12 protein-coding genes are annotated in these 19941 nt (G+C 57.3%); 6 read left to right on the top strand and 6 right to left on the bottom strand.

Annotated elements, in window-relative coordinates:
- Nucleotides 1-24: 24 nt before the first annotated feature.
- The gene (locus tag DOM54_RS06485) at nt 25-2508 is read right to left on the bottom strand and encodes a mechanosensitive ion channel domain-containing protein (RefSeq protein WP_110715553.1); all 2484 of its coding nucleotides are present in this window, start codon (nt 2506-2508) and stop codon (nt 25-27) included.
- Nucleotides 2509-2954: 446 nt separating this feature from the next.
- Between DOM54_RS06485 and DOM54_RS06490 the strand changes: the two genes are divergently transcribed.
- From DOM54_RS06490 to DOM54_RS06505, 6 genes are all read left to right on the top strand, one after another.
- The gene (locus tag DOM54_RS06490) at nt 2955-4721 is read left to right on the top strand and encodes an alginate O-acetyltransferase AlgX-related protein (RefSeq protein WP_110715554.1); all 1767 of its coding nucleotides are present in this window, start codon (nt 2955-2957) and stop codon (nt 4719-4721) included.
- A gap of 872 nt (nt 4722-5593) precedes the next feature.
- Complete coding sequence (locus DOM54_RS20520; RefSeq protein ID WP_276309667.1) at nt 5594-5725, top strand: hypothetical protein; 132 nt, start codon at nt 5594-5596, stop codon at nt 5723-5725.
- 109 nt (nt 5726-5834) lie between these two features.
- Entirely contained in the window at nt 5835-6047 is a 213-nt protein-coding gene (locus tag DOM54_RS20585; protein WP_420852736.1) for a glycoside hydrolase family protein, read from the top strand.
- A 20-nt stretch (nt 6048-6067) separates the two neighbouring features.
- Nucleotides 6068-6169: a glycoside hydrolase family protein gene (locus DOM54_RS20590; protein ID WP_420852734.1), complete on the top strand. Its 102-nt coding sequence runs from the start codon at nt 6068-6070 to the stop codon at nt 6167-6169.
- A gap of 63 nt (nt 6170-6232) precedes the next feature.
- Nucleotides 6233-7219, top strand: coding sequence for an AAA family ATPase (locus tag DOM54_RS06500; RefSeq protein ID WP_110715555.1), 987 nt, complete (start codon nt 6233-6235; stop codon nt 7217-7219).
- A 152-nt stretch (nt 7220-7371) separates the two neighbouring features.
- Nucleotides 7372-9762 (top strand): S8 family peptidase, encoded by a 2391-nt coding sequence (locus tag DOM54_RS06505; RefSeq protein WP_240613795.1) that lies wholly within the window; start codon nt 7372-7374, stop codon nt 9760-9762.
- A gap of 21 nt (nt 9763-9783) precedes the next feature.
- On the opposite strand, the gene DOM54_RS06510 is transcribed toward DOM54_RS06505, so the two are convergent.
- From DOM54_RS06510 to DOM54_RS06530, 5 genes are read right to left on the bottom strand one after another with little or no spacing between them, the layout of a single operon-like run.
- Nucleotides 9784-12528: a phospholipase D-like domain-containing anti-phage protein gene (locus tag DOM54_RS06510; RefSeq protein WP_110715557.1), complete on the bottom strand. Its 2745-nt coding sequence runs from the start codon at nt 12526-12528 to the stop codon at nt 9784-9786.
- Nucleotides 12529-12551: 23 nt separating this feature from the next.
- Complete coding sequence (locus DOM54_RS06515; protein WP_206019028.1) at nt 12552-15599, bottom strand: anti-phage-associated DUF1156 domain-containing protein; 3048 nt, start codon at nt 15597-15599, stop codon at nt 12552-12554.
- Between the two features lie 3 nt (nt 15600-15602).
- Nucleotides 15603-16235 (bottom strand): anti-phage-associated DUF3780 domain-containing protein, encoded by a 633-nt coding sequence (locus tag DOM54_RS06520; RefSeq protein WP_110715558.1) that lies wholly within the window; start codon nt 16233-16235, stop codon nt 15603-15605.
- A gap of 4 nt (nt 16236-16239) precedes the next feature.
- Nucleotides 16240-19365: an anti-phage-associated DUF499 domain-containing protein gene (locus tag DOM54_RS06525; protein ID WP_110715559.1), complete on the bottom strand. Its 3126-nt coding sequence runs from the start codon at nt 19363-19365 to the stop codon at nt 16240-16242.
- Nucleotides 19362-19559 carry a type II toxin-antitoxin system antitoxin gene (locus DOM54_RS06530; protein WP_110715560.1) on the bottom strand — a complete coding sequence of 66 codons (198 nt, stop codon included), beginning with the start codon at nt 19557-19559 and terminating at the stop codon, nt 19362-19364. Before DOM54_RS06530 ends, DOM54_RS06525 begins: the two co-directional genes overlap by 4 nt.
- Between the last annotated feature and the right edge of the window lie 382 nt (nt 19560-19941).

Consider the following 19941-nt stretch of genomic DNA (forward strand, 5'->3'; position numbering starts at 1 on the left):
CCTGAAAAAACGGGCAGGATCGACTCAGCGAGGATCTTCGGCCTCGTCACCATCGACATCGTCGTCGGTAGGCTTGCGGTGCGTGCGATCCTTGGCCTCCTGGTCCGGTGTCGACTTCGACTGGCTTTCACCCTCGATTGCTGCAGGCGCCCCGGTCTGGTGAGACTTGGGCTGGCCGGCAGCGCTTCCGTCGATCGTGAAGTCTTCCTGCATGATGCGCAGGTTGGCGGGCGGTGCCGAGCCGGTGCGATCCTGGCCGAAGTAGAGCGTGGTGTGCGGGAACGGGATCTCGATACCGGCCTTGTCGAAGTAGAGCTTGACCAAGCGGTTGAAGGCCCGGCCGACGCCCCACTGGTCGCCAGGCGTGGTCTTGATCACCACGCGGATGTTGACAGAGCTGTCGGCGAGTGCAACGACACCGGCGACGGTCATCGGCGCCAGCAGCTTGTGGCCATGTTCCTCGCTGGCCTGAAGGTCGTCGAACGCCGCCTGCAGCTGCTCAATGGCGTAATCGATGTTCTCGCGATAGGCGATACCGTACTCGCCGACGTGATTACCGAATTCGCGCATGTAGTTGGAGACCGTGTCGACCGATGAGAACGGCACGATATGGTAGGTGCCCGACAGGTCGCGGATCGCCACCGAGCGGATGCTGACGCGTTCGGCGGTACCGGTGACCCCGCCCACGGTGACCACGTCGCCCGTGTTCATGGCGTTCTCGAGCTGAATGAAGACGCCGGTGATGACATCCTGCACCAGCTTCTGAGCCCCGAAACCAATGGCCAGACCCAGCACCCCGGCGCCGGCGATGAGCGGCCCGATGTTGATGCCGATCTGCGACAGCACGATCATCACGGTCATGATGATCAGGGTGATGGCCAGGGCGTTGCGGAACAGGCTCATCAAGGTCTTGGCGCGCGCGGTGGGGGCGCCGCCACCGGTGTCCGGGTTGAGATAGTTCTCGATCAGGCTGGCCAGGCCGATCCAGACGACGGCGGCCATGATCAGGATCAGGATCACCTGAATCACCGTCGCGACGGCGTGCGCCCCCGAGTCGCTGGCGTACCAGGCGGCGAGATCGAACGCCTTCCAGGCATCGAGCGTGTACATCACCACGGCGATCAGGATGATGGCGCGGATGATCTTCAGCAGCGTCGGGATGTAGGAGTTCAGGCGAGCCTCGAGCAGGGGGAGACGGGCACGCATGTTCTCGCCGAGGTCGATACGTCGGCCGATGAGCTGGGTCAGCAGGCCGGACACCAGCATGCCGATACCGATGTAGACAATCGTCTTGAGCGTCGCGATCAGCACGAATGGCAGCGCTGTCTCGGGATGCAGCAGGGTAACGGCGAACACCATGATGGCGTAGAGCAGCGCGAGAACGTGCCAGACTCGGGCGAACAGGCGCAGCGCCACGCGGGAGGCGGACATCTGTGCCGCATCGGCCTTGGCGATGATCATGTCACGGACGCCGGTACGATGACGGAGGATCACGCCTATCGCCCAGATCAGCGCGATCAGCATGATCAACACGCTCACGGCCTTACCGAACGCGAGCGAGATGTTGGCGTTCAGAATCGGCACGGCGACCAGCATGCCGTAGCCGATGAACCCGGCCAGCGTTGCCAGGAAGCGGTTGCAGCGCTTCGCTTGGGCGGCGTCGATCGATACCAGCCGCAGTCCTTCGTGATGCGACGAAAAGAGGACGCGTAGCGCGCACTTGAACAGCTCGATCATGAGGAAGGCGTTGAGGAACAGCGAGAACCGGGTGTTGAGGCTGCCGCTCTCGCCGACAAGAAAGGTCGCGACCAGATTGCCGGCCACGTAGGCAAGCACCACGACGATGACATCGACAATGGCGGCCAGTACCACGCCGACGATGACGCGCAGCAGGTGGCTACGACCGTCCCCATGCATGGCCCATTGGCTGAACTTCGAGAACAGCGGGCTCGCGATCCGGCGCAGAATCAGGAAGGCGGCCACGGTCGCGATGATGACCAGCGCGAGATCGATCGCCGCGCTGAGGAAGTCGTTCATGTTGAACGAGGGGCCACTGCTGGCCGCCGCGTCGCCACTGGTGAAGAAGCCGCCGATCATGGCCGCGAGGCTGGTGAATTGTCCGCCGATATCGCCCGCGATATCGCTGGTCATCTGCGCCATCCTGCGCGGGAAGGAATCCGTGGCGGAAGCGCCTTTGTCGCTGTCGTTCGAGGCCGTCGATTCCTGGTCGCTTGCGGAGGCTTCCGTGGTGCCACCGCCAGCGTCATTCGCGCCGGATTCCTGGGTATTGCCGGACTCCTGCTGAGCGGCCAGTTGCCGCAACTGATCGATCAGCGCCTGCCGCGACTGGGAGTCCTCGAGCAAGTCCGCCATGGTGGAATAAGCCGGGCCATCCTGAGCACTCTGCCCTTCGGAGCCACTTTCCTGAGCCAGTGTCGGGCCAGCGAATATCAAAAGTAATAACAACAGCCAGCGACTGAGCCAGCGATCGGGGCGAAGGACTATCAAGCTCCAACCTCCTGTCTAGTGATCGAATCGTTCCCTGGGGCGTCTTGGTATCGCTCGACGACCCCTAACCATTTTTAGGATAACACTTTATCGCGACCGACAAATCGACGTGTCGGACGTGAATCCGGGTGTCTTGTGAGGCTAGCCGATCTAGACGTGTTTGCCAGAATCGCAGGCGTCGAACTCGGCTTTTCATACGGCATTGAGGTCGTGTCCCGCCGATCCTCGGCGCCAATCACCGCTGATTCCCTCTTGAGGAGACGTTGTCATCGATGATCTCGCCACGCTGACAAATTTCATGCTCGACGGGCGATGTCGGGTCAGATTCGCGCTGGGATATAGTGACGATCAATCGAGAGGACAGTGCGGCACACTGTGCTTCGTTTCGACGTCTTGAACGACGTCTTCCGCTCGCCATCTTCCGTTGCCAATCACCAGGGACTGTCATGAGTTCAACATCCTTCGCCGAGCGCATCGAGCAGGTACCCGAGCTGGTTGTCCAAGCCGAAGCGCGGCTGGGAGATCATGATTTCAGTGGTGCCATCGCGCTGCTGGAGCCAGCGTTTCGGGCCGGCATCGACAGTCTGGATCTTTCCTCTGCGCTGATGCAGGCCTACGAGGGCGCCGGTGACACGGCCAGGCAGGAAGCGCTGATGGCGGTCGTGCTGCAAAAGTCCCCCCAGCCGCCGCTCAAGCTGAGCATCGCCTATGCCGAGGCGGCGATGAGGCGCAGCGACTGGTCCAGCGCAGTCCAGCGGTGGCAATCGATACTCGATCACCAACCAAGCTTTCCTCCTCAGGTCTATCTGCGTCAGGCCCGTGCCCTGCTCGCGGCGAAGCAATTCACGGCGGCGCTCGGCGTGGTGGACCTGGCGCTGGAGGCACGCCCCGATGACCCGGTGCTGGTAGACCTCAAGAGCGTCATTGCCAGTCATAAGGCCAAGAAGTACCAAGTGGTAGTCCAGCCGCTGCAGACCGCCCCCCGGCTGCACTGGGAGGTCGTCGACGGCCAGCGGCAGATTGCGGCTTTGGAGACCTTTCGCCGTTATCGGGTGAGAGGGTGGGTCGATGCGCCCGCGGATCAGCAGCCCGAACTGATCGCCATCTACCCCGAGGGTGAATCTTCTCTGACCCTCGAGCGAGAGCCGCAAACGGGGATGGATGCCGGCACCTGGCGGTTCGAGCACTCGCTGGATGTTGCCGCGGGAGTGACCCTTGGCGTCCGCAGCGGGAGTGATGAGTTGCAGCCGTGCGCAAGGCTGTCGGTGACGCCGGTGATGGAGGTGGTCGAGGGGCGGGAAGGCTGGCTGTTCCTCGCCAACGACACCAACGCGAGCGTCGACCAGTTCACGGGTCGGAAGCGCCTGAGTGACGAGGAAAGGTCGCAGTGGCGGTTTTTCGCCGCGGGGCTCGGGCCGTTACAACGGCAGCGTTCCCTGTTGTTCTTGATCGCCAACTCCAAGGAGATGGTCAGGCCAGAGTATTATCCATACGCGAGAGCTGACGTTACCATCACGGAGCAGGTATCGACGCTGTTGGAGGAGGGCGGGATAGAGTACTGCAACCCCGTCACCGCGATGCAGGCGGAAGCGGATAGCTACTACCCCACGGACACCCACTGGAGCGGTCGCGGTGCCTACATTGCCTTTGCCGCCTGCATGCGCCACTTCGGATTCGACGATGACTTCGAGTCGCAGTACGTCTTCGAGAAACGGGACGTGGTGGGCGATCTGGGATCGAAGAGTGAGCCGCCGGCCAAATCCTCGTCCACCGTCGCGGTCTTCCGGGAAAAGAGCGGCGTATTCTGTCGTTTTTCCAACTATCTGCCGGGGACCGGCAACATCACGATTTTCGAGAACACCCACCCTGTCCACGCCCGAACCCTGGTCATCTTCGGGGGATCATCGGCGGGTGCGGGTGGCTTCGCGACGCTGTTTGCCAACGTCTTCCGGCGGGTCGTCGTGGTCAATCTGCCGGGCAGTTACGTGCACGAGATCGTTGATCGCGAAGCCGCGGACCATGTGATCCTGCAGACCAACGAGCGTTATCTGGCAACACCCGGGCGGATCGTGAAGACGCTGGCCGAGGCTGAACTCGAGCGGGTGACTCGGGCGATGCCGGCGGGCGGGCGAGTCAAGCTGATGGAGAGGATGAGCCGATTCGAATCCTGCGAACCCTATCACGACTTCATGAAGAGACTGTTGGCGGGGTGAGGTCGCCCGGTCCACTGCCGGGATGTCTGGGCTCAGGCCACAAAAAAAGCACCCGTCCGGGTGTTTTTTGCTGTTTGGTGGCACGATCTGAGCCTGAGCGACCTGGTGGCCACCATCGCCATCAAATAAGGTTTGTCCCCACGGGTGACGGAGTCTCTGGCCGACGTACCTGTCATGCACCTGGACCAAACCGAGGAATCCTATCTACATTTGCTGATCCGCCTAGTACGGGAGCACGGCGCCGTGGCCAAGCCCGTGGCTCGTGCCTAGGGGCGAGGCTAAGGCAGGAGACCTGCCCACCATCCCCATCACTGCCACGGACGCCAGCCGGCACCGGATGACCCAGACAGCGCGCGGCAAATACCAGGCGGTGCGCGCCTGGTGGCACGACCCGAACGGCGCGGATCGAGTGCCGGTGCTGGTGGGAGATGGCAAACCGATCTACACTTTGCGCCACCCCTATTCGGACGCCGAGGCGGCAACCCGCGCTGCCACAGTCAAGTTGGAACCCCTGCGCCGCGGCAACGCCATCCTGTCGCCGACCCTGATCGGCAATCCGGCGCTGCAGGTTGAGTGCAAGATTCGGCTGACTGGGCTGCGCGACCCGGTGGACAGAGTGGTTGCTCCAGCGGGTCGAACACCAACTCGATGGCCGAGGTTTCATCACCTGCATCGAAGTCGAAACCCCCAACCGCTGATTCCAACAGCGATCCAATCTGACGGCCGCCATCGGGCGGTCGTTGTGTTTTTGGGAGGGGCTATGGCGCCACAGGAAATAGGTAGATGGCCTGCGCGCCTCGGTGTGCCCGGTGATCACCTAAGCCTTCTTCCAGCTCTTCACCGCCGTGAAACTCAGCGCCCTGTAAGTGCTGATGGCCAACCAGGGACCCGCCTTCGTGGTGACTCTGCCGCAGATTTGGGATTCGGAGACCCAGGCACTGTTCGCGGCCGTGATGAGCTTCTGGTTTGGCCAGCGCGCCCTGGCCAAGGCGCTAGGGCAGTGAGATGCGGCATATCACCCAAGACGGGCTGGACCTGATCAAGCGCTTCGAAGGCTTCAGCCCGACCATCTAAATTTGCCCGGCGGGGTATCCGACCATCGGCTACGGCCATCTGGTTCGGGATCATGAGCGGGACCGGTACGGGCAGGGCGTCACCGAGCCAGAGGACCTGCTGCGCCGGGATGTCCAGGCGGCCGAACGCGCCGTCCTGCGGCTGATCGACGGGCCCCTGACCGATGGCCAGTACGATGCGCTGGTGTCGTTCACTTTCAACCTGGGGGCCGGGCCGGGGCGCTGCAGCGGTCCACATTGCGGAGGAAGGTGAATCGGGAGGCGCATGCTGAGGTGCCTCCTCAATTCAGACGATGGGTGTGGGCTGGAGGTAAGCGGTTGAGGGGCTTGGTAAAAAGGCGTACTGCTGAGTCGGGGATGTACCTAAGGCCCTGAATCTATTGTTTTATCAACGGATAAGATCGTCTATTATTGCACCCGAGGGGGCACAAGGAAACCATGGCTACAGCTGAGCAAATAAAAGCGTTACTTAAGAGCCACGCTGATCGCGACGATCAGCGGTTCTATTCTATTGCTTTGCAGGTGGCAGCAAAAGAAGCACGTCAGGGGCACCATAAACTGGCGAGCGACATAAAAACGATGGTCGAGAGGTCTCAAAAGGGTGTAAAGAATATGGGGCTTGCGGCCGCCAAGCCTACCCCTTTGATTCAGCAACCGAAAGGCGACCTTAAAGGGCTTCTTGAGCTAACGCATTCTACGGCTCGCGGCAGCGAGCTGGTGTTGTCTAGTGAAGTTAGCGAACGTCTTGAGCAAGTTCTCTTGGAACAACGCCAAAAGGACCGGCTTGCTCAGTTCGGGCTTTTTCCTCGACGTAAGCTGTTGTTCACGGGGTCTCCAGGTACAGGTAAGACGATGTCAGCCGCAGTTTTGGCTACCGAACTGAAATTGCCTTTGTACACCATCGTTCTCGATAACTTGATTACCCGGTTTATGGGGGAAACAGCGGCCAAGCTTAGGTTGATATTTGATCACATAAAACAAACCCGTGCTGTGTATCTCTTTGATGAGTTTGATGCCATTGGAACACAGCGTGGTGCTCAGAATGATGTTGGGGAAATCCGCAGGGTTTTGAACTCATTTCTGTTGTTTGTAGAGCAGGATGCTTCCGAAAGCATCATAGTGGCTGCTACCAATCATCCCGAGTTGCTTGATAAAGCACTCTATCGGCGGTTTGACGATATCATCCGATTTGAAAAGCCAGGACAAGATCAAATCAGAAAGCTCATCGAAAATCGCTTGGCTGTATTTGATACCAATTCATTGGCGTGGGCCGATATCACTGATGCAGCGGATGGATTGAGTTCGGCGGAGGTAACCCGCGCCTGTGAAGACGCTGCGAAAGAAGCCGTTTTGCATCACAACACTAATATTACTACAGCGTTGATCACGAAAGCGATTAAACGCCGTCAGTCTGGAAAACAATAAGAGGTCCAATGGCGGAACGGAAGCCACATATCCTGCTAGACGGGTTCGCAAGCCATGAGGCTTTTCGATCACGTCGTACCGGTCGTAATCCCGTCATTCCTCCACAAGACCGTAATTCACATGGTCGATCCTTATCTCACCGATATTCAGGTGTGCTCTCTCAGTTTCAAAGTCAAAGAGAGCAGGCACCTGAGCCTGTCACAGAAGATATAGGCATCTATGTTGAGATCATAGGGGCGCCAGGTTGCGACCTGCCGCTGGACAGTCTGGATACCAGTCGTGATTTTAAGCTTCGATCATGTCGTAAGGTTGATGGTCGTGAAGTGGCCGTTGTCTTTATTCCTGAATCGCGACGGGACGTATTTCAGCGAAAAATTGACCAATATTTGGACCCTGATAAGGATGGGAAGGGTGGCCCCAGAAATCACAATCTGATTGATAGCATCTTCGAGATCAAGCTTGCAGATTTACGATCATTCTGGACGGATGATGTGTCACTCTATCCAGCTGATCCACAGCAGCAGGTGTGGTGGGAGCTCTGGTTAAAGAAACGACCCGAAGACGAGGACCCTATTCAGATCGCGCATCAATTGGCTGAGCGGATTGGAGCTCAGTTGGGCAATACCTCTCTCAGTTTCTTTGACAGCGTAGTAATTCTGATCAAAGTTTCTGCCCATCAGCTCGAGAGAGCACCGGAATTGATCGCCAACCTCGAAGAACTCAGGCCGGCCAAGGAAACGCCGAATGTCCTTATTGCGTTATCGCCCAAAGAACAGCATGAGTGGGCTGAGGACCTGAAAGGACGGCTTCATCTCGGCGAGACTGCATCGGCCGTCGTGACGATTTTGGACACAGGCGTCAACTACAACCATCCTCTTCTTGGTGAGATATTCACGGAGCAACAGGCGGAACGATGGCACCCGGATTGGCCGGGATATGATGACTTTAACCCGACGAATCCCCTTGCTCCGTTTAATGACCATGGGTCTCGGCAAGCTGGATTGGCAGCGTTCGGTGACTTGCATGCGGCCTTGGTGAGTAGTGAGCCAATAATGCTGAATCATCGAATCGAATCAGCACGAATTTTACCCCCTGCCGGTAACAACGATCCCGAACTGTACGGAGCCATTACTGTAGGCACGGCAGCAAAGCTGGAAGTAGGCATGCCGGATTGCTCTCGTGTGTACTCGCTCGCAGTAACTGCTGCGCCGGAGAGAGAAGGCGGACAGCCGTCTTCTTGGTCTGCTGAAATTGATCAGTTTTCCTCAGGTATGGAAGACGGTAAACAGCGACTTTTTGTGATTTCAGCGGGTAACAATGGAGACATCTCACCGGATCTGGATTGCTGGGAGCAAGTCCACCTTGCTCAGATAGAGGACCCTGCCCAGGCGTGGAATGCTCTCACGGTCGGTGCTTATACTGAAAAGACCACTAATGACGATCCAAGCTTCAATGGATGGTCACCTTTGGCAGAATCGGGTGATGTCGCGCCTGCAACTCGTTCCGCAGTTAACTGGGCCTGGAGGAAGCATGCGCCCTATAAGCCGGATGTAGTTGCAGAGGGCGGTAATCGGCTGCTCTCACCAGATGCTACGGAAGTTTCGAACGCTGACGTTATTTCGTTGTTAACAACATCTGGCAGAACTACAGGGCAGCTGTTCGAGACCACTGCCGATACCAGTGCTGCGTGTGCTTTGGTTTCAAGGCAAGCTGCGATACTCATGGCTGAATATCCGGAATATTGGCCTGAAACAATTCGTGCACTTATAGCGCATTCGGCCGAGTGGACGCCCAAAATGTGGGAACGCTTCGGGCTCTTGCACCAGCAACACAGCCCAAAGCTGTCCAAGGAGACCATGCTCAGGTGTGTTGGCTACGGGGTGCCCGATCTCGAGCGTGCCAGATACAGCGCCAGTCATGCCTTGACGCTCATTGCTCAGGACAGTTTGCAGCCCTTTGCCAAAGATGCTGATGCTTCGAACTCAGATGATCCCAAGCTGAATGAGATGCAGCTCTACCAGTTGCCATGGCCTATTGAGGTATTACAGCAATTATCGCCTGAGTTGGAGGTGAAGCTCCGGGTAACGTTGTCCTACTTTATTGAGCCCAATCCAGGGCGCCGAGGGTATCGTCGACGTTACAGCTACCAGTCTCACGGGCTTCGCTTCGAGGTTATCCGTCCTGGCCAGTCGCTGGAAAATTTCCGGGCATCAATCAATCAAAAGGCGAATGAAGAAACTGAAGATTACAGTGGTCCAGAAGGAGCCAATGATGGTTGGCAACTTGGGCTTCAGTTGCGCACCCGGGGTGCATTGCATTCCGATATCTGGACAGGCGCGGCTGCGGACTTGGCCGATATGCACACCACAGCTGTGTATCCAGTGGGCGGTTGGTGGAAATATCGGACTGCTCAGGATCGGTGGCAAAACTCCGTGCGCTACAGCCTGATTGTCAGTGTTGACGTGCCCGACGAGAGTATCGACATATATTCCGTTGTTGAGAACCTGGTTGAGACTGCGGTTGAAGTCAGTACGGAAATATAGCCGATGAATCTCCTCGGATGTTTAGCGGCTTGCTCCCCACCCAGTGCTCATAAATTGCGCAAAATCCCTTCGTGACAGAACATCAGAACAATCCCTCCAGTCCTTTTCAGAGGGCTGCATGGTCGTGGTGTAGCGGAGGTCAAATCCGGTTGCTTCTTTCTGAGCGTTGATATATTCATCCATCTTCTCGCCCAGGGTTTCGATGTCATCAATCCATTCGTCCTTGATGGTATCCGGCAGTGAGCCGAACAAGTTGTAGCGATCACGCATTCGTTCCGAGAGTCGTTCATATACCGTCTCGTCTACGGTTTTTTCGTTGACAAGATTGAGCATATCGACTTTCTCGCGCACTTGGCCAAAACGCTTGATACGACCAATGCGTTGTTCCAGGCGGGTGGGGTTCCATGGCAGGTCGATGTTAATCAGAGTTCCCAGTGTTTGTAGGTTGAGGCCTTCACAGGCGGCATCCGTAGCTACCATGATTCGGATCTCATGCTCCGCAACCATCTTCTTCAATATTTCGCGTTCGCTGAAGACGCTGTCACCTTTTTGATAGAGGCGGCTGCGTCCAGCACCGGCATATAAGCCGATGGCTTCATCCGGGTAACGGTCCGCGAGTGCGTCGGCGACCCACTTGGCGGTGTCATAGTACTGGCTGAAGATGATGACGCCGTGGTCGAGCCACTTTTCGCGCTCCAGGTAATGAATCACAGCGCTGAGCTTGGGGTCTTTTTCAATACGCTCCAAGCGATCGATCAGACGCTGCAGCACCGTGCGCTCCTCCCCCGTTTCCAAGGTCAGGTCTACTTCTTGCTCGTCTTCCTCTTCATGTACGGTGCGACCTTCCAATAGCATGCGTGCAGTACTGAGCCCAGCGGCGATACTGGAGCAAATACGCTGCTCCATCAGGTTTTTCATAAAGCCGCCACCTTTACCGCGCTTTGTCAAGGCCTTGCCGAAATTGCGCGCCTCGATATAGGCCTGGCGGAAGTCCTCGCTGGTACGCAGCGCCTTACCTTCGAACAGGGCGTTGAACAGATGAATTTCCTTGGCCAGGCTGGAATCCGGATGAACATCCACGCCTACTTTGGTTAGCAGGCCAGCGTCTTCCAGTGTTGTCCGTTTCCGCAGCACGATATGACGCACGAGCGGATTTTCCCGTTGAAAAAAGGTCGCACCGGCCATCTCGCGGTGGAGTTCATCTTCCAGTACTTCGCGCGCGTCCTCGGTCAAATCAGTGAATGGCTTTGCCGTCTGCCAATCATCGCTTGTGAGCCCAAGATCCTGTCGGATGGCACTGTATAAGCGCCGAGCCCGTGGTTCTTGCGTTGAGTCCACAACCGGGAGTGGTGAACGAAGGAGTTCCCAGGAAAACGAGGGTTCAATAACTTCTTGCTCTCCAGCCAGTATGGGTAGCACCTCCCGCGGGCGGTGCCATTTGGCGAAATCGTTGCCCAGAACAAACTGACCCTTGCCTTGATGGAGAATGCCCATCAGGTCCCATAGGTCTTCTGAACGGGTCTGGATCGGGGTGGCTGTACCCAACAAAACGTGATCTGCCCTTGCGGAGATCTCTCGCATAAACGCAAGCAGCTCGTTGGGAGTGCCCGCATCGCGACCAAATCCCTGGCGGCTGCGGGCCTTATGGGCCTCGTCGAGAATGACCAGGCCGTAACGCAAACCCAGTAAATGTTGTTTTTCCAGGGAATCACGCGTCATTAAACCAGTGGAGACAATCCCAATGCGCAACGGGCACTTGGCGATTTGCTCGCGGCCTGCGGCGGATATTGTGCGGCCATCATAGTCCAGCCAGACTTTTTTCTGGGTATCCCAACGGGCACCGGGGATGCCGAGTTTATCAGTCATCTCCGTCTGCCACTGCTCACAGAGTGTCGCCGGAGCGAAGATCACTACCGGCCGGCGCGCTTTCTGTTCCTTGTCGCTGAGAAGGCACAACGCCAGTGCGGCAACACCCAGAGAAAGTGTCTTGCCCAGCCCCACTTCATCCGCCAATAACAAGCGCACGATAGTGTGATTGTGATAGTGGCGCAGACATTCGGTGACAAACCCTTGCTGCCAGGGCTGAAGGAACAGGCCTTCCCGATAAAGAGGTGATTCCACCAGCGCCGCCGGTGCCAAATCCTCGTCATCGCCTATCTCGTCAAACAGCACTTCCCGGCGATAGCCACGCCTGCGCACTTCACGGATCACTGCCTCAGGAAGCGGTCGGGCGGCATTCCAAAGGAAGTCAAACTCCTCTTCGATCCACGCCACCCCTTTGGCTGATTCATCCTCCCAAAGAATTTCGTAGTGGCGTTGCCACCCGTTACGGGTTTCGTTCATCGAACCGATAAAGCCAAGCTTGCGTCCATCAGCCAGTTCGATGACGCCAGCCTTGCCGTGCAGAAAACCGCAGATGCTATCCGGCGCCACACGCACCGCTTGGCCATGCTGCACCAGGAAGGCATCCAGGCGGCGATAGCGTTCACGGTTGAGCAGCGCTTCAGCCTCCAGCCCCTGTTCGTTCCAGCGGCCAATCATCTTGGATTCGCGCAACTGGGCGACTTTGAGGTCGTCCGGGTGGATGTCTACATTGGAGACAATCTTGACCTCAGGGATCGCCTCCAATAGTTCATTGGCGACTTCAAACAGTGAGCTGGTGAAATAGCCTGCGATGCGTTTATAGCTGCGCGCGCCCTTGAGGTGCTCCAGCAGGAATGAGCTATCCAGCCGATGGGTGCGGGAGGAAAACCGGCGTATGGTCATGGGTTAGCATCCATCCATTGACATTACTGTCCCAGTGCCCTCAGGTTTTTAAGTCGAGCACCGAGTACTTCGGCGGCTTCACGGACCGTTGCTTCCGGAGCTTTTCTCTCCATAAGCCCGAGCATGTCAATCAGTAGCGGGCGAACCTCCATAAAGTCCGGCATATCTTGCTGAAACTGCTGAATCACCGCTTGTGGCTCGATTTCTGCCAGCAACTGTTGTAGGCCAATAATCAGATGGCCCAACCAGGTAGGACCGATTTCAGTGCCGTCCGTGAGTTCTCTTGAGGTGAACTCGGTCACCCGCTTGAGGCGAGCCGCGTTGGCTTTCATGTCACCCATGACCCTGGCGTAGTCCTGTACCCGGAAGGCCTTGGCGAAGTTCTGATAGTTATCCAGTTTGGACGCGCCAGTGGTTTCCATATCCATCATGCGTAGGTAAAAGCGCTGGATGCCGGACAGCCGAGCCCAGGTCTCAGCGCCTAACCCCTCTGGCACCAGCAGGCTATTGGCTGCCTCGGCTGCCTGCTGCACAATTTCATCGACCACTGTAACCTCGCCCTTGTTGCGCGGACGCAGAGCAAAGCTGGTGACATCCTCGCCGCCGATGGTGGTGTAGGCTGTCAGCACCTTCAGTGCGGCAGCGTAACCTGCCATTTGCAAGTCGGAGTCGTTGAATACCGGCTCACCGTGTTTATCCTTAATCTCTTCATTGAGATGCATCATGGATTCGATCTGACGCTGCACCTCGGCGCGCACGGCGGGCAGAATGCTTTGCTTGAAGCCAGCCCGATCACCCTCAGGGCGCTTCCTAAGCATCAAGATCACAGTGCCCTGAACATAGCCACCTTTCTTGAGCTCTGAAGTGGTCTCGGTGGCGATGTACCAAGCGGCCACAACTTGAAGGCCCGCCGCCCAGAAGATGCTGACCATATCGGCCCAGACGCCGGTGTCCTGATGGGTGAACATGACACATTGCATGCCGTTTTCTGGCATGTGCTCGGCCATAGCCCGGTAGGCGTCGACCATGCCCCGCCTGAAATCGTCGTCTGATCCCTTGATCGCTAGAGTGCGTCGTGAATCCCACACCCAATCATCGAACGGCTTGGGCGGGTTCATGCGTAGCCACGCAATGAAAAACTCGGTAATTTCGTGGTAGTTGATGGCATCGGCGTAGGGCGGGTCGGTAATGAAGATGTCGCAATCTTGCGAGATTTGACTGGCGGGAACACACTCTTGGCTGAAGCTAGCGTGAGTAGGCAAGACTGAGCCTCGAACATCGGCATAGAGTGAGTCGAGAAGATAGACAGACGCTCGACATCCATAATTGAAGAGGACGTTCAAAGCCTGATTGTCAAATACCTGTTTTGTTCCACCACTTCGACCTGGGCCGTCACCGACGGTCCAGCGCGTTAGGCGAGCGCTTGTATTGATTACCTGGCAAAGTCGAAGCGCGAGCGTGGGGCTGATGTGCTTCATCAGCTCTGCGTATAGAAGCAGTTGCCGGGGATTGAACAAGTGATGCCAGTGGCTCCACCCACGCGTTCGTATCGGCTCGTCTGTCTTGTCGCCGGGCTCGATAGCCATGTTAGGCACTAGACCTTCTTTCTGCCAAGTAGGCAGGTTCTGCTCAACAATCTGATGTACATGACGCTCTCTCTCAAGATCCGCGTCGGTGGGTGCCGCGAAGTAGGTCTTTGGTCTGCCGTCGTTCTCTGTTCCTTTCAAAATCCAGTGTATCGCGTAGAGCCGCTCCTGATACACATCATCGGGCTTGGCAATGAAATCCTCTTTCCCCCACTTGCGAAGGCGGTTACCTGTACTGCCTTCAGGAGTGCGATATTCCCCACGCAGAGTTCTAATTGAAATGCGGTAGCTTTTTCCATCTAGCTCGTACTGCAGTTCACCGCCTCTCACTGTGCCCAGGCTGGCTTCTCGCATTTCCTTTGTGGTAGCGCCGTTCTTGATGCGAATTTCGAACCGCTTCTCGTTGTGATTCGGAACCAGTTTCGCGATGACATTGTCGTTCTTTGATATCACCCAACTTGGCGACATGGGCACTAGCCAGCCAGACTCGGGGCATCGAGTCTCCAAGCAATACAGAAACGCTTTTGCGCGATTCCCCTTTTCGTCCTTCTCAATCGAAAGCTCGTCTACCGCTGACTGGACCGTTCTGGCGACACGACGGTACTCTTCTTCGATCTCGCTTCGTGCCTTCGAGTCCTTGCCGACAATGTTGAATGCGCCCCACGTTAACATGCAGGCTATAGGGTTCAGGTCGGAGGCATATGCATCACAGCCTGTGCGTGCGGCTTCAAAAGGAATGGAGCCGCCACCTGAGAAGGTGTCACCGACACGTGGCCGACGCCCAAAACGCAACATGCCCATTTGCTCCACGAGCTCCGGCAATGATTCAACCTTGATCCCCCACTGGGCGTAGTGGTCGTTCACCGCGGGCCAGACCGGGGCATAGAGCCAAGTCTGATCAACTTCTTCAGGCCGCTTGCAGAAGCTGGCTTTCTCTTCGTAGGTCGAGAATGTTCCCAGCGCCCGCTCTATGAGCTGAAGCTTGGCCTCATCCGAAGTGTCCCGATCCCAACGGAGCGAGATGCCTTCCTCCTCCGCGTCGAACGGGCACTCAAGGTTCAGAAGGCGGTCATCTGCGGAGAGCTCATCGCGCCCCGTTAACGTGAAGTAGTCCCATGGGTTCGAAAGCGAGATACGCGAAGCGATGTGCTTCGGCTTGAGATCGTTCTGAACAAAAGCACGGCGTGCGAGACCGTGGTCGTCAAAGGCCATCAACTTCTCGAAGATCTCGAGGTCCTTCTCGCTGTCGCCGGTCTTCGGCAGTAGTGAGCCGAGTACGATGGCGCGCACCAGAATGAGTGGCTTGCGTCCCTTCCAATACGAACCGAGCCCTGTCAGCGTCTGAGCTGCGACCGCCTTGCGCTCGGACTGCGCTTCGAATGACACCTTCTGCGCGGGGAAAACAGTTTCGATGAGCGCCGGGGCGTTCTCAAGTGCGAATGCTGTCAGGGCCTTGGTTTTTGTTTCAGCTACGACTTCCATCATGGGTTACTCACTATCGAACAGGTCTAAATCTAGACCTTGTCGGGAAATTTCCTTACGGGCCTGGGGCTGAAGCAGCTCGCTCTGGGCCACGTCCCCCAGAGCATGGCGCAGAGCCAACCGCCAACCTTTGTAGCCGTCTTTGACGCCGCCTGTGCTCATGGCGGTCATGCCGAATAGCCACCAGCGCTCCTCCGGCCGCAAGGCGAGCCAGTTGCGCACGGCCACAGGGATCTTGTCCATATCCATCCCTTCCACCGCCCATGCCAGTACGCAGAGCTCCTTGCCCAGCAGACGATCCACCGGGTTTTCCCCCGCCTTCCAAGCGGATGCCTTGAGGTTATGTGTTTTAAGCCGGGCGTTGAAGGCGCGTTGTACTTCGGCACGGATGGCGGTCCAGCGCGGACGTTCCAGCAGCACACGATCAATCACTGCGAGTTCCGCGCTCTGGGTTTGTAGCCCCAGGTATTCGCTGATTTGTACCCGGCCGGTGTTGGCTTTGGGGATAATGACCTTAAAGTGGTGCGGGTCGGAGGTGGCGGGCACGCCGAAACCCAGCGTCTGGGGTGATCCCTGACGCCGGGTTTTGTCGTTGCTCGGTCTGCCATGAGGGCTGCGACTGGCGCGCGCTGTGGGCATTGTGCTATTCCTCCTGGGCGACATCGCCTGGACGCAGTTCCATGCCGGCTATCTTGGCGAACTCCTTGGCCTCGAAGCCGCTTTCGAACTGGATACCATCCGAGACCGTAATGGCCACCGGTGCTTGGTCCTCCTTCAGCACGCCTCTCATACTGTTGACGGTGCCTTCGATCATAGCGGCCGTGATCTCCCGCTCCTGGAAGCGTACGGTCACGGTATTTTCACCTTCCCCGATCTCAATCCGTACTCCCTTGAACTGGGTACCCGCTTGGTCCCGGAAACGATTGATAACCCCAAAAACACGGTCTGTCGTATCCAGGGCTACACGTTTCCCGCTACCCAGACGCGCTGGCTTGGTGTCGTCGATCTGGACCCGCTTGTCACCGCTGGCGGGAATCTGGAAATCGGCGTTTTTTGTCGCCTCGCCGGCTTTGGCGTGGACCAGTAGTCGCGCCGCCTGGGGGCCGATTTCGAAAGGCTCCTCGTAGAACTTGCCGTCCTTGGGATTGGAGCCATCGAGGGTGTAGTGCATCTCGGCGATGGGGGTGCACTGCAGAGTAACAGTACGTTTATCGCCAGCGGGGGACAGCTGATGGCGAATTTTCAAATCCGCCAACCAGCGCGCCGGTGTGCCGACGTCATATTTGCCGGTGGGGTCTTTGACCAAAAAATAGAGCGTGCCCTCGGCGGTGTGGAGGTTTTCCAAGTCATCCACCTGCGGGTCGCTTTCGGAAAAGTCGGGCTTGGTGGAGTAATACACCACCGGGCTTTCGCCTGCGTGGCGTGGCGTCAGGCTGAGGATGGATTCCCCCGTCTCAGGGAGGGTGCTCACAAGAGAAACGTTGACGCTGGTTTTCTCTTTTGGGAAGGGGCCTTTCTCGATGTAGCCATCTTCGCCCAACCGCCAGCGACCTTGCTTGAGAGCCTCCGCTTTAAGGGTGTCCATACCACTAGCACCCGGCATACATGGCCAGGCAGGATTACTTTTTGCACGAGAAACTACGTCCTTCCACGGAGTACGACGGTTTTCCTTGCCCGCAGGCCAGAGGTATTCCTCGGCCATGGCAAAGTACTGGCTAAAGTCTTCGGTCAGGTCCATCGCCAGCTTGTAGTTGGCGCGCGGGCTCGCTAGCAGGGATTCAATTTGTGCTTCGGCGGATTGGTCGCCTTCGCCCAGTTTTAAGCCGTTATCAATGGTGACGGGCGCCAGAAACTCGCGACCGTCAATCTCGTCGACGCTGGGGAAATAAACGCGGTTGTAAGCCGCGGAGAGCGCCTTGTTGAATCGATCCTCGGCCTCTTCCATACGATCGCGGGCTTCTTCGTACAGGGTGTCTCCCGGTTTGAGCCGCTTATTGATCTGCTCGATGGCGTAGAGCTCACGCAAGCGGTCCTCGACGGCATCGGTGAGATGGCTGTCCTGCCCGGTGAGTACCAGCAAGTTGTTTTTCTCCTGCTGATAGTCGAAGAAGTTTTGCAGCTCGCTGGGCGGCACCTTGCCATCTGGCTTGATGACGATCAGCACGCGAGGGCCGCTCAGTTTTAGTTCGTCCAGCTGTGGTAGCACCTGTACGTCCTGATAGGCCTTCTTGCGCATCGGCTGCAGAATGCCGATCAGCCGATTGATCAGCGCCTGATCGATTTTGGGCTGAGGCACCTCTTTGGCGTTGCGCTCGATCTGGCGCGAGAGGTTCTCAGTCTCTTTAATGAATAGCCGCTGTTCTTCACGATGCAGGTACCATGCCTGTTCCCGTAGCCGCTGCAAGGCGTCGAGAAAGGCGTCCGCTTTGCGGTTTGGCGCAGCCAGAAACTCGATGACCTCGCTTTCGGATAGTCCGATGCGTCCGCCTACTGCGCGAGACAGGGACGATGCCAGCAGCAAAGTCATGACTTGCTGCGCCGCATCTTCCCCGAGCTCGTTATCAATCATTTCTGCGATCGAGTCGCCATCATCGGCAATATCATGAGTGATCGCAGGTATCAGGTTAGGAGCGATGCGCTCGATTTCATCTTTGACTTGAGCGTCGTTGAAGTCGAGGTGCTGGGTGCCCACCAGGAACACATCATCGGTCTCCCGCTGATCGACACTCTTGAGCAGTCGTGCAGTGAACTGCATCAGACCGCGGGTCTGGCGGAAGCCTTCATTTTCTTTGAATAGGGCGACCAGGTGCTTGAACGAGGGGTGGAAGGGGTAAGTTTCTCGCACCTGCTCGGCGATTTGTTCGATACTGGCCGCGACGATATAGCCGCCATCCTCGGCCTTCTTGACTTGCTGTGCATATTCTTCCGCAATTTCCGCAATGGTGCCTTCATCGGGGAGCTCGTCGATCAGGCGCTTCTTGAGGATCTCGTAGATTTCATTGCCGGCCAGCTGCACCGGCGTGATGGTCATGGCCTGGCGGCGAGCTTCCTGCTGGAGATTGTCTACGGCTTCGGCCAGTGCCTTGGTCTGTGCCTTGTAGCTGCCGGAAAGGTTGGCGATGACGATACAGCAGTTCGGCAGCTCCAGGGCGGCGCTCATCAGTGCACTCAAGCTATAGACCGCCATATCTGCCAGAGTGCCGTTGCCGAACATCTGGGTTGAGGCATTTTGTAGGTAGGGCGGAAGCTCATCGAGAAGGATCAAGGTGGGCTGGTTGCCGATGATTTCCTTCCACATGCGCTGGTCCACGGCCTTGGGGCCATTGACCCAGTAGGGCTTGATCGCTTCCTCTTCACCAAGCTGGGACGCAATTTCACCCCAGATGTAGTTGTCCGGATTGTTTCGGCCATTGAAAGCAGCGATGCGTGCGTTGCCGAACTCGACGCGTTCATTCAGCTCCGCCGGCAAGACCTCGGGGCGCAGGTGTGCATGCCTAGCCAGCAAACCGAGGGCGATCATCATATGGGTTTTACCGCCACCCATGGCCTGGGTGAGTTCGAACACCGCCTGATCGGACTTGCCGGATAGGCGGAGCATGCCCTCGCGGAACAGTTGTTCCATGCCGTGAGTGATGAAGTTTCTGGAGAAGAATTCGCGACCATCCCCGGCGTCGTTAATCAGGTCCGTCAGGTTCTCGATCCCGGAACTCATCCGATAATCCTGAATGACCGGATTAAAGCGGCAGGCCTGTTTAACTGTCTTGATCATGCTGAATGCTCCCCACTGTTGTCGGTCTCTCCAGGGCTTTCGACGGTGATACCATGCCGCTCGCAGTAATCCCGAATCAGCACTTCCACCATGTTGGCGATGGAGCGGTGTTCCTGGTGAGCAGCGATGCGCAAAGCCTCCTTCAGACTTGGGTCGATTCGAAAGGTCAGCGTTGCGGTTTTAGTAGTGGCCATATCCCTCTCCAGGAGACCCTGCAAATGTACTGCAATATACTTTATCGGAGTGCCCAGCACAATCGGAAGGCAATGAGGGCTGCACCTGAAGGTACTTTGTAAACAAGTGCTTGGAGAGTTGGGGAGGGTGTGCATCAGCAGCGCCTTAACAGCCTTGGCTGTGTATTAACCACTCTGCGTGATGTCCTCCCCCGAGTGCCTTAACGGGGCGAGCCCCAAGTGCGGCTATATCTGCTGACTATACTAGGGTGATCGCTACCATCTGAAACCTCGCGTCTAGGGTGCGTGGACCTATGAACGCTCATCTGTAAAAAGATAGCAAGATCATTGCCTTGTGGTCCCCGGGCCAGAGCAGGTGGGGCGACGGATAGGGCTGAGGGCG

The organism is Salinicola acroporae (assembly GCF_003206615.1).
Lineage (GTDB): Bacteria > Pseudomonadota > Gammaproteobacteria > Pseudomonadales > Halomonadaceae > Salinicola > Salinicola acroporae.

What these genes read in the sequence shown, in the direction of transcription:
- DOM54_RS06490 (WP_110715554.1), top strand. Translation starts at nt 2,955, where the DNA reads ATGAGTTCAACATCCTTCGCCGAGCGCATCGAGCAGGTACCCGAGCTG.
- DOM54_RS20520 (WP_276309667.1), top strand. Translation starts at nt 5,594, where the DNA reads ATGGCCAACCAGGGACCCGCCTTCGTGGTGACTCTGCCGCAGATTTGG.
- DOM54_RS06500 (WP_110715555.1), top strand. Translation starts at nt 6,233, where the DNA reads ATGGCTACAGCTGAGCAAATAAAAGCGTTACTTAAGAGCCACGCTGAT.
- DOM54_RS06510 (WP_110715557.1), bottom strand. Translation starts at nt 12,528, where the DNA reads ATGACCATACGCCGGTTTTCCTCCCGCACCCATCGGCTGGATAGCTCA.
- DOM54_RS06515 (WP_206019028.1), bottom strand. Translation starts at nt 15,599, where the DNA reads ATGATGGAAGTCGTAGCTGAAACAAAAACCAAGGCCCTGACAGCATTC.
- DOM54_RS06520 (WP_110715558.1), bottom strand. Translation starts at nt 16,235, where the DNA reads ATGCCCACAGCGCGCGCCAGTCGCAGCCCTCATGGCAGACCGAGCAAC.
- DOM54_RS06525 (WP_110715559.1), bottom strand. Translation starts at nt 19,365, where the DNA reads ATGATCAAGACAGTTAAACAGGCCTGCCGCTTTAATCCGGTCATTCAG.
- DOM54_RS06530 (WP_110715560.1), bottom strand. Translation starts at nt 19,559, where the DNA reads ATGGCCACTACTAAAACCGCAACGCTGACCTTTCGAATCGACCCAAGT.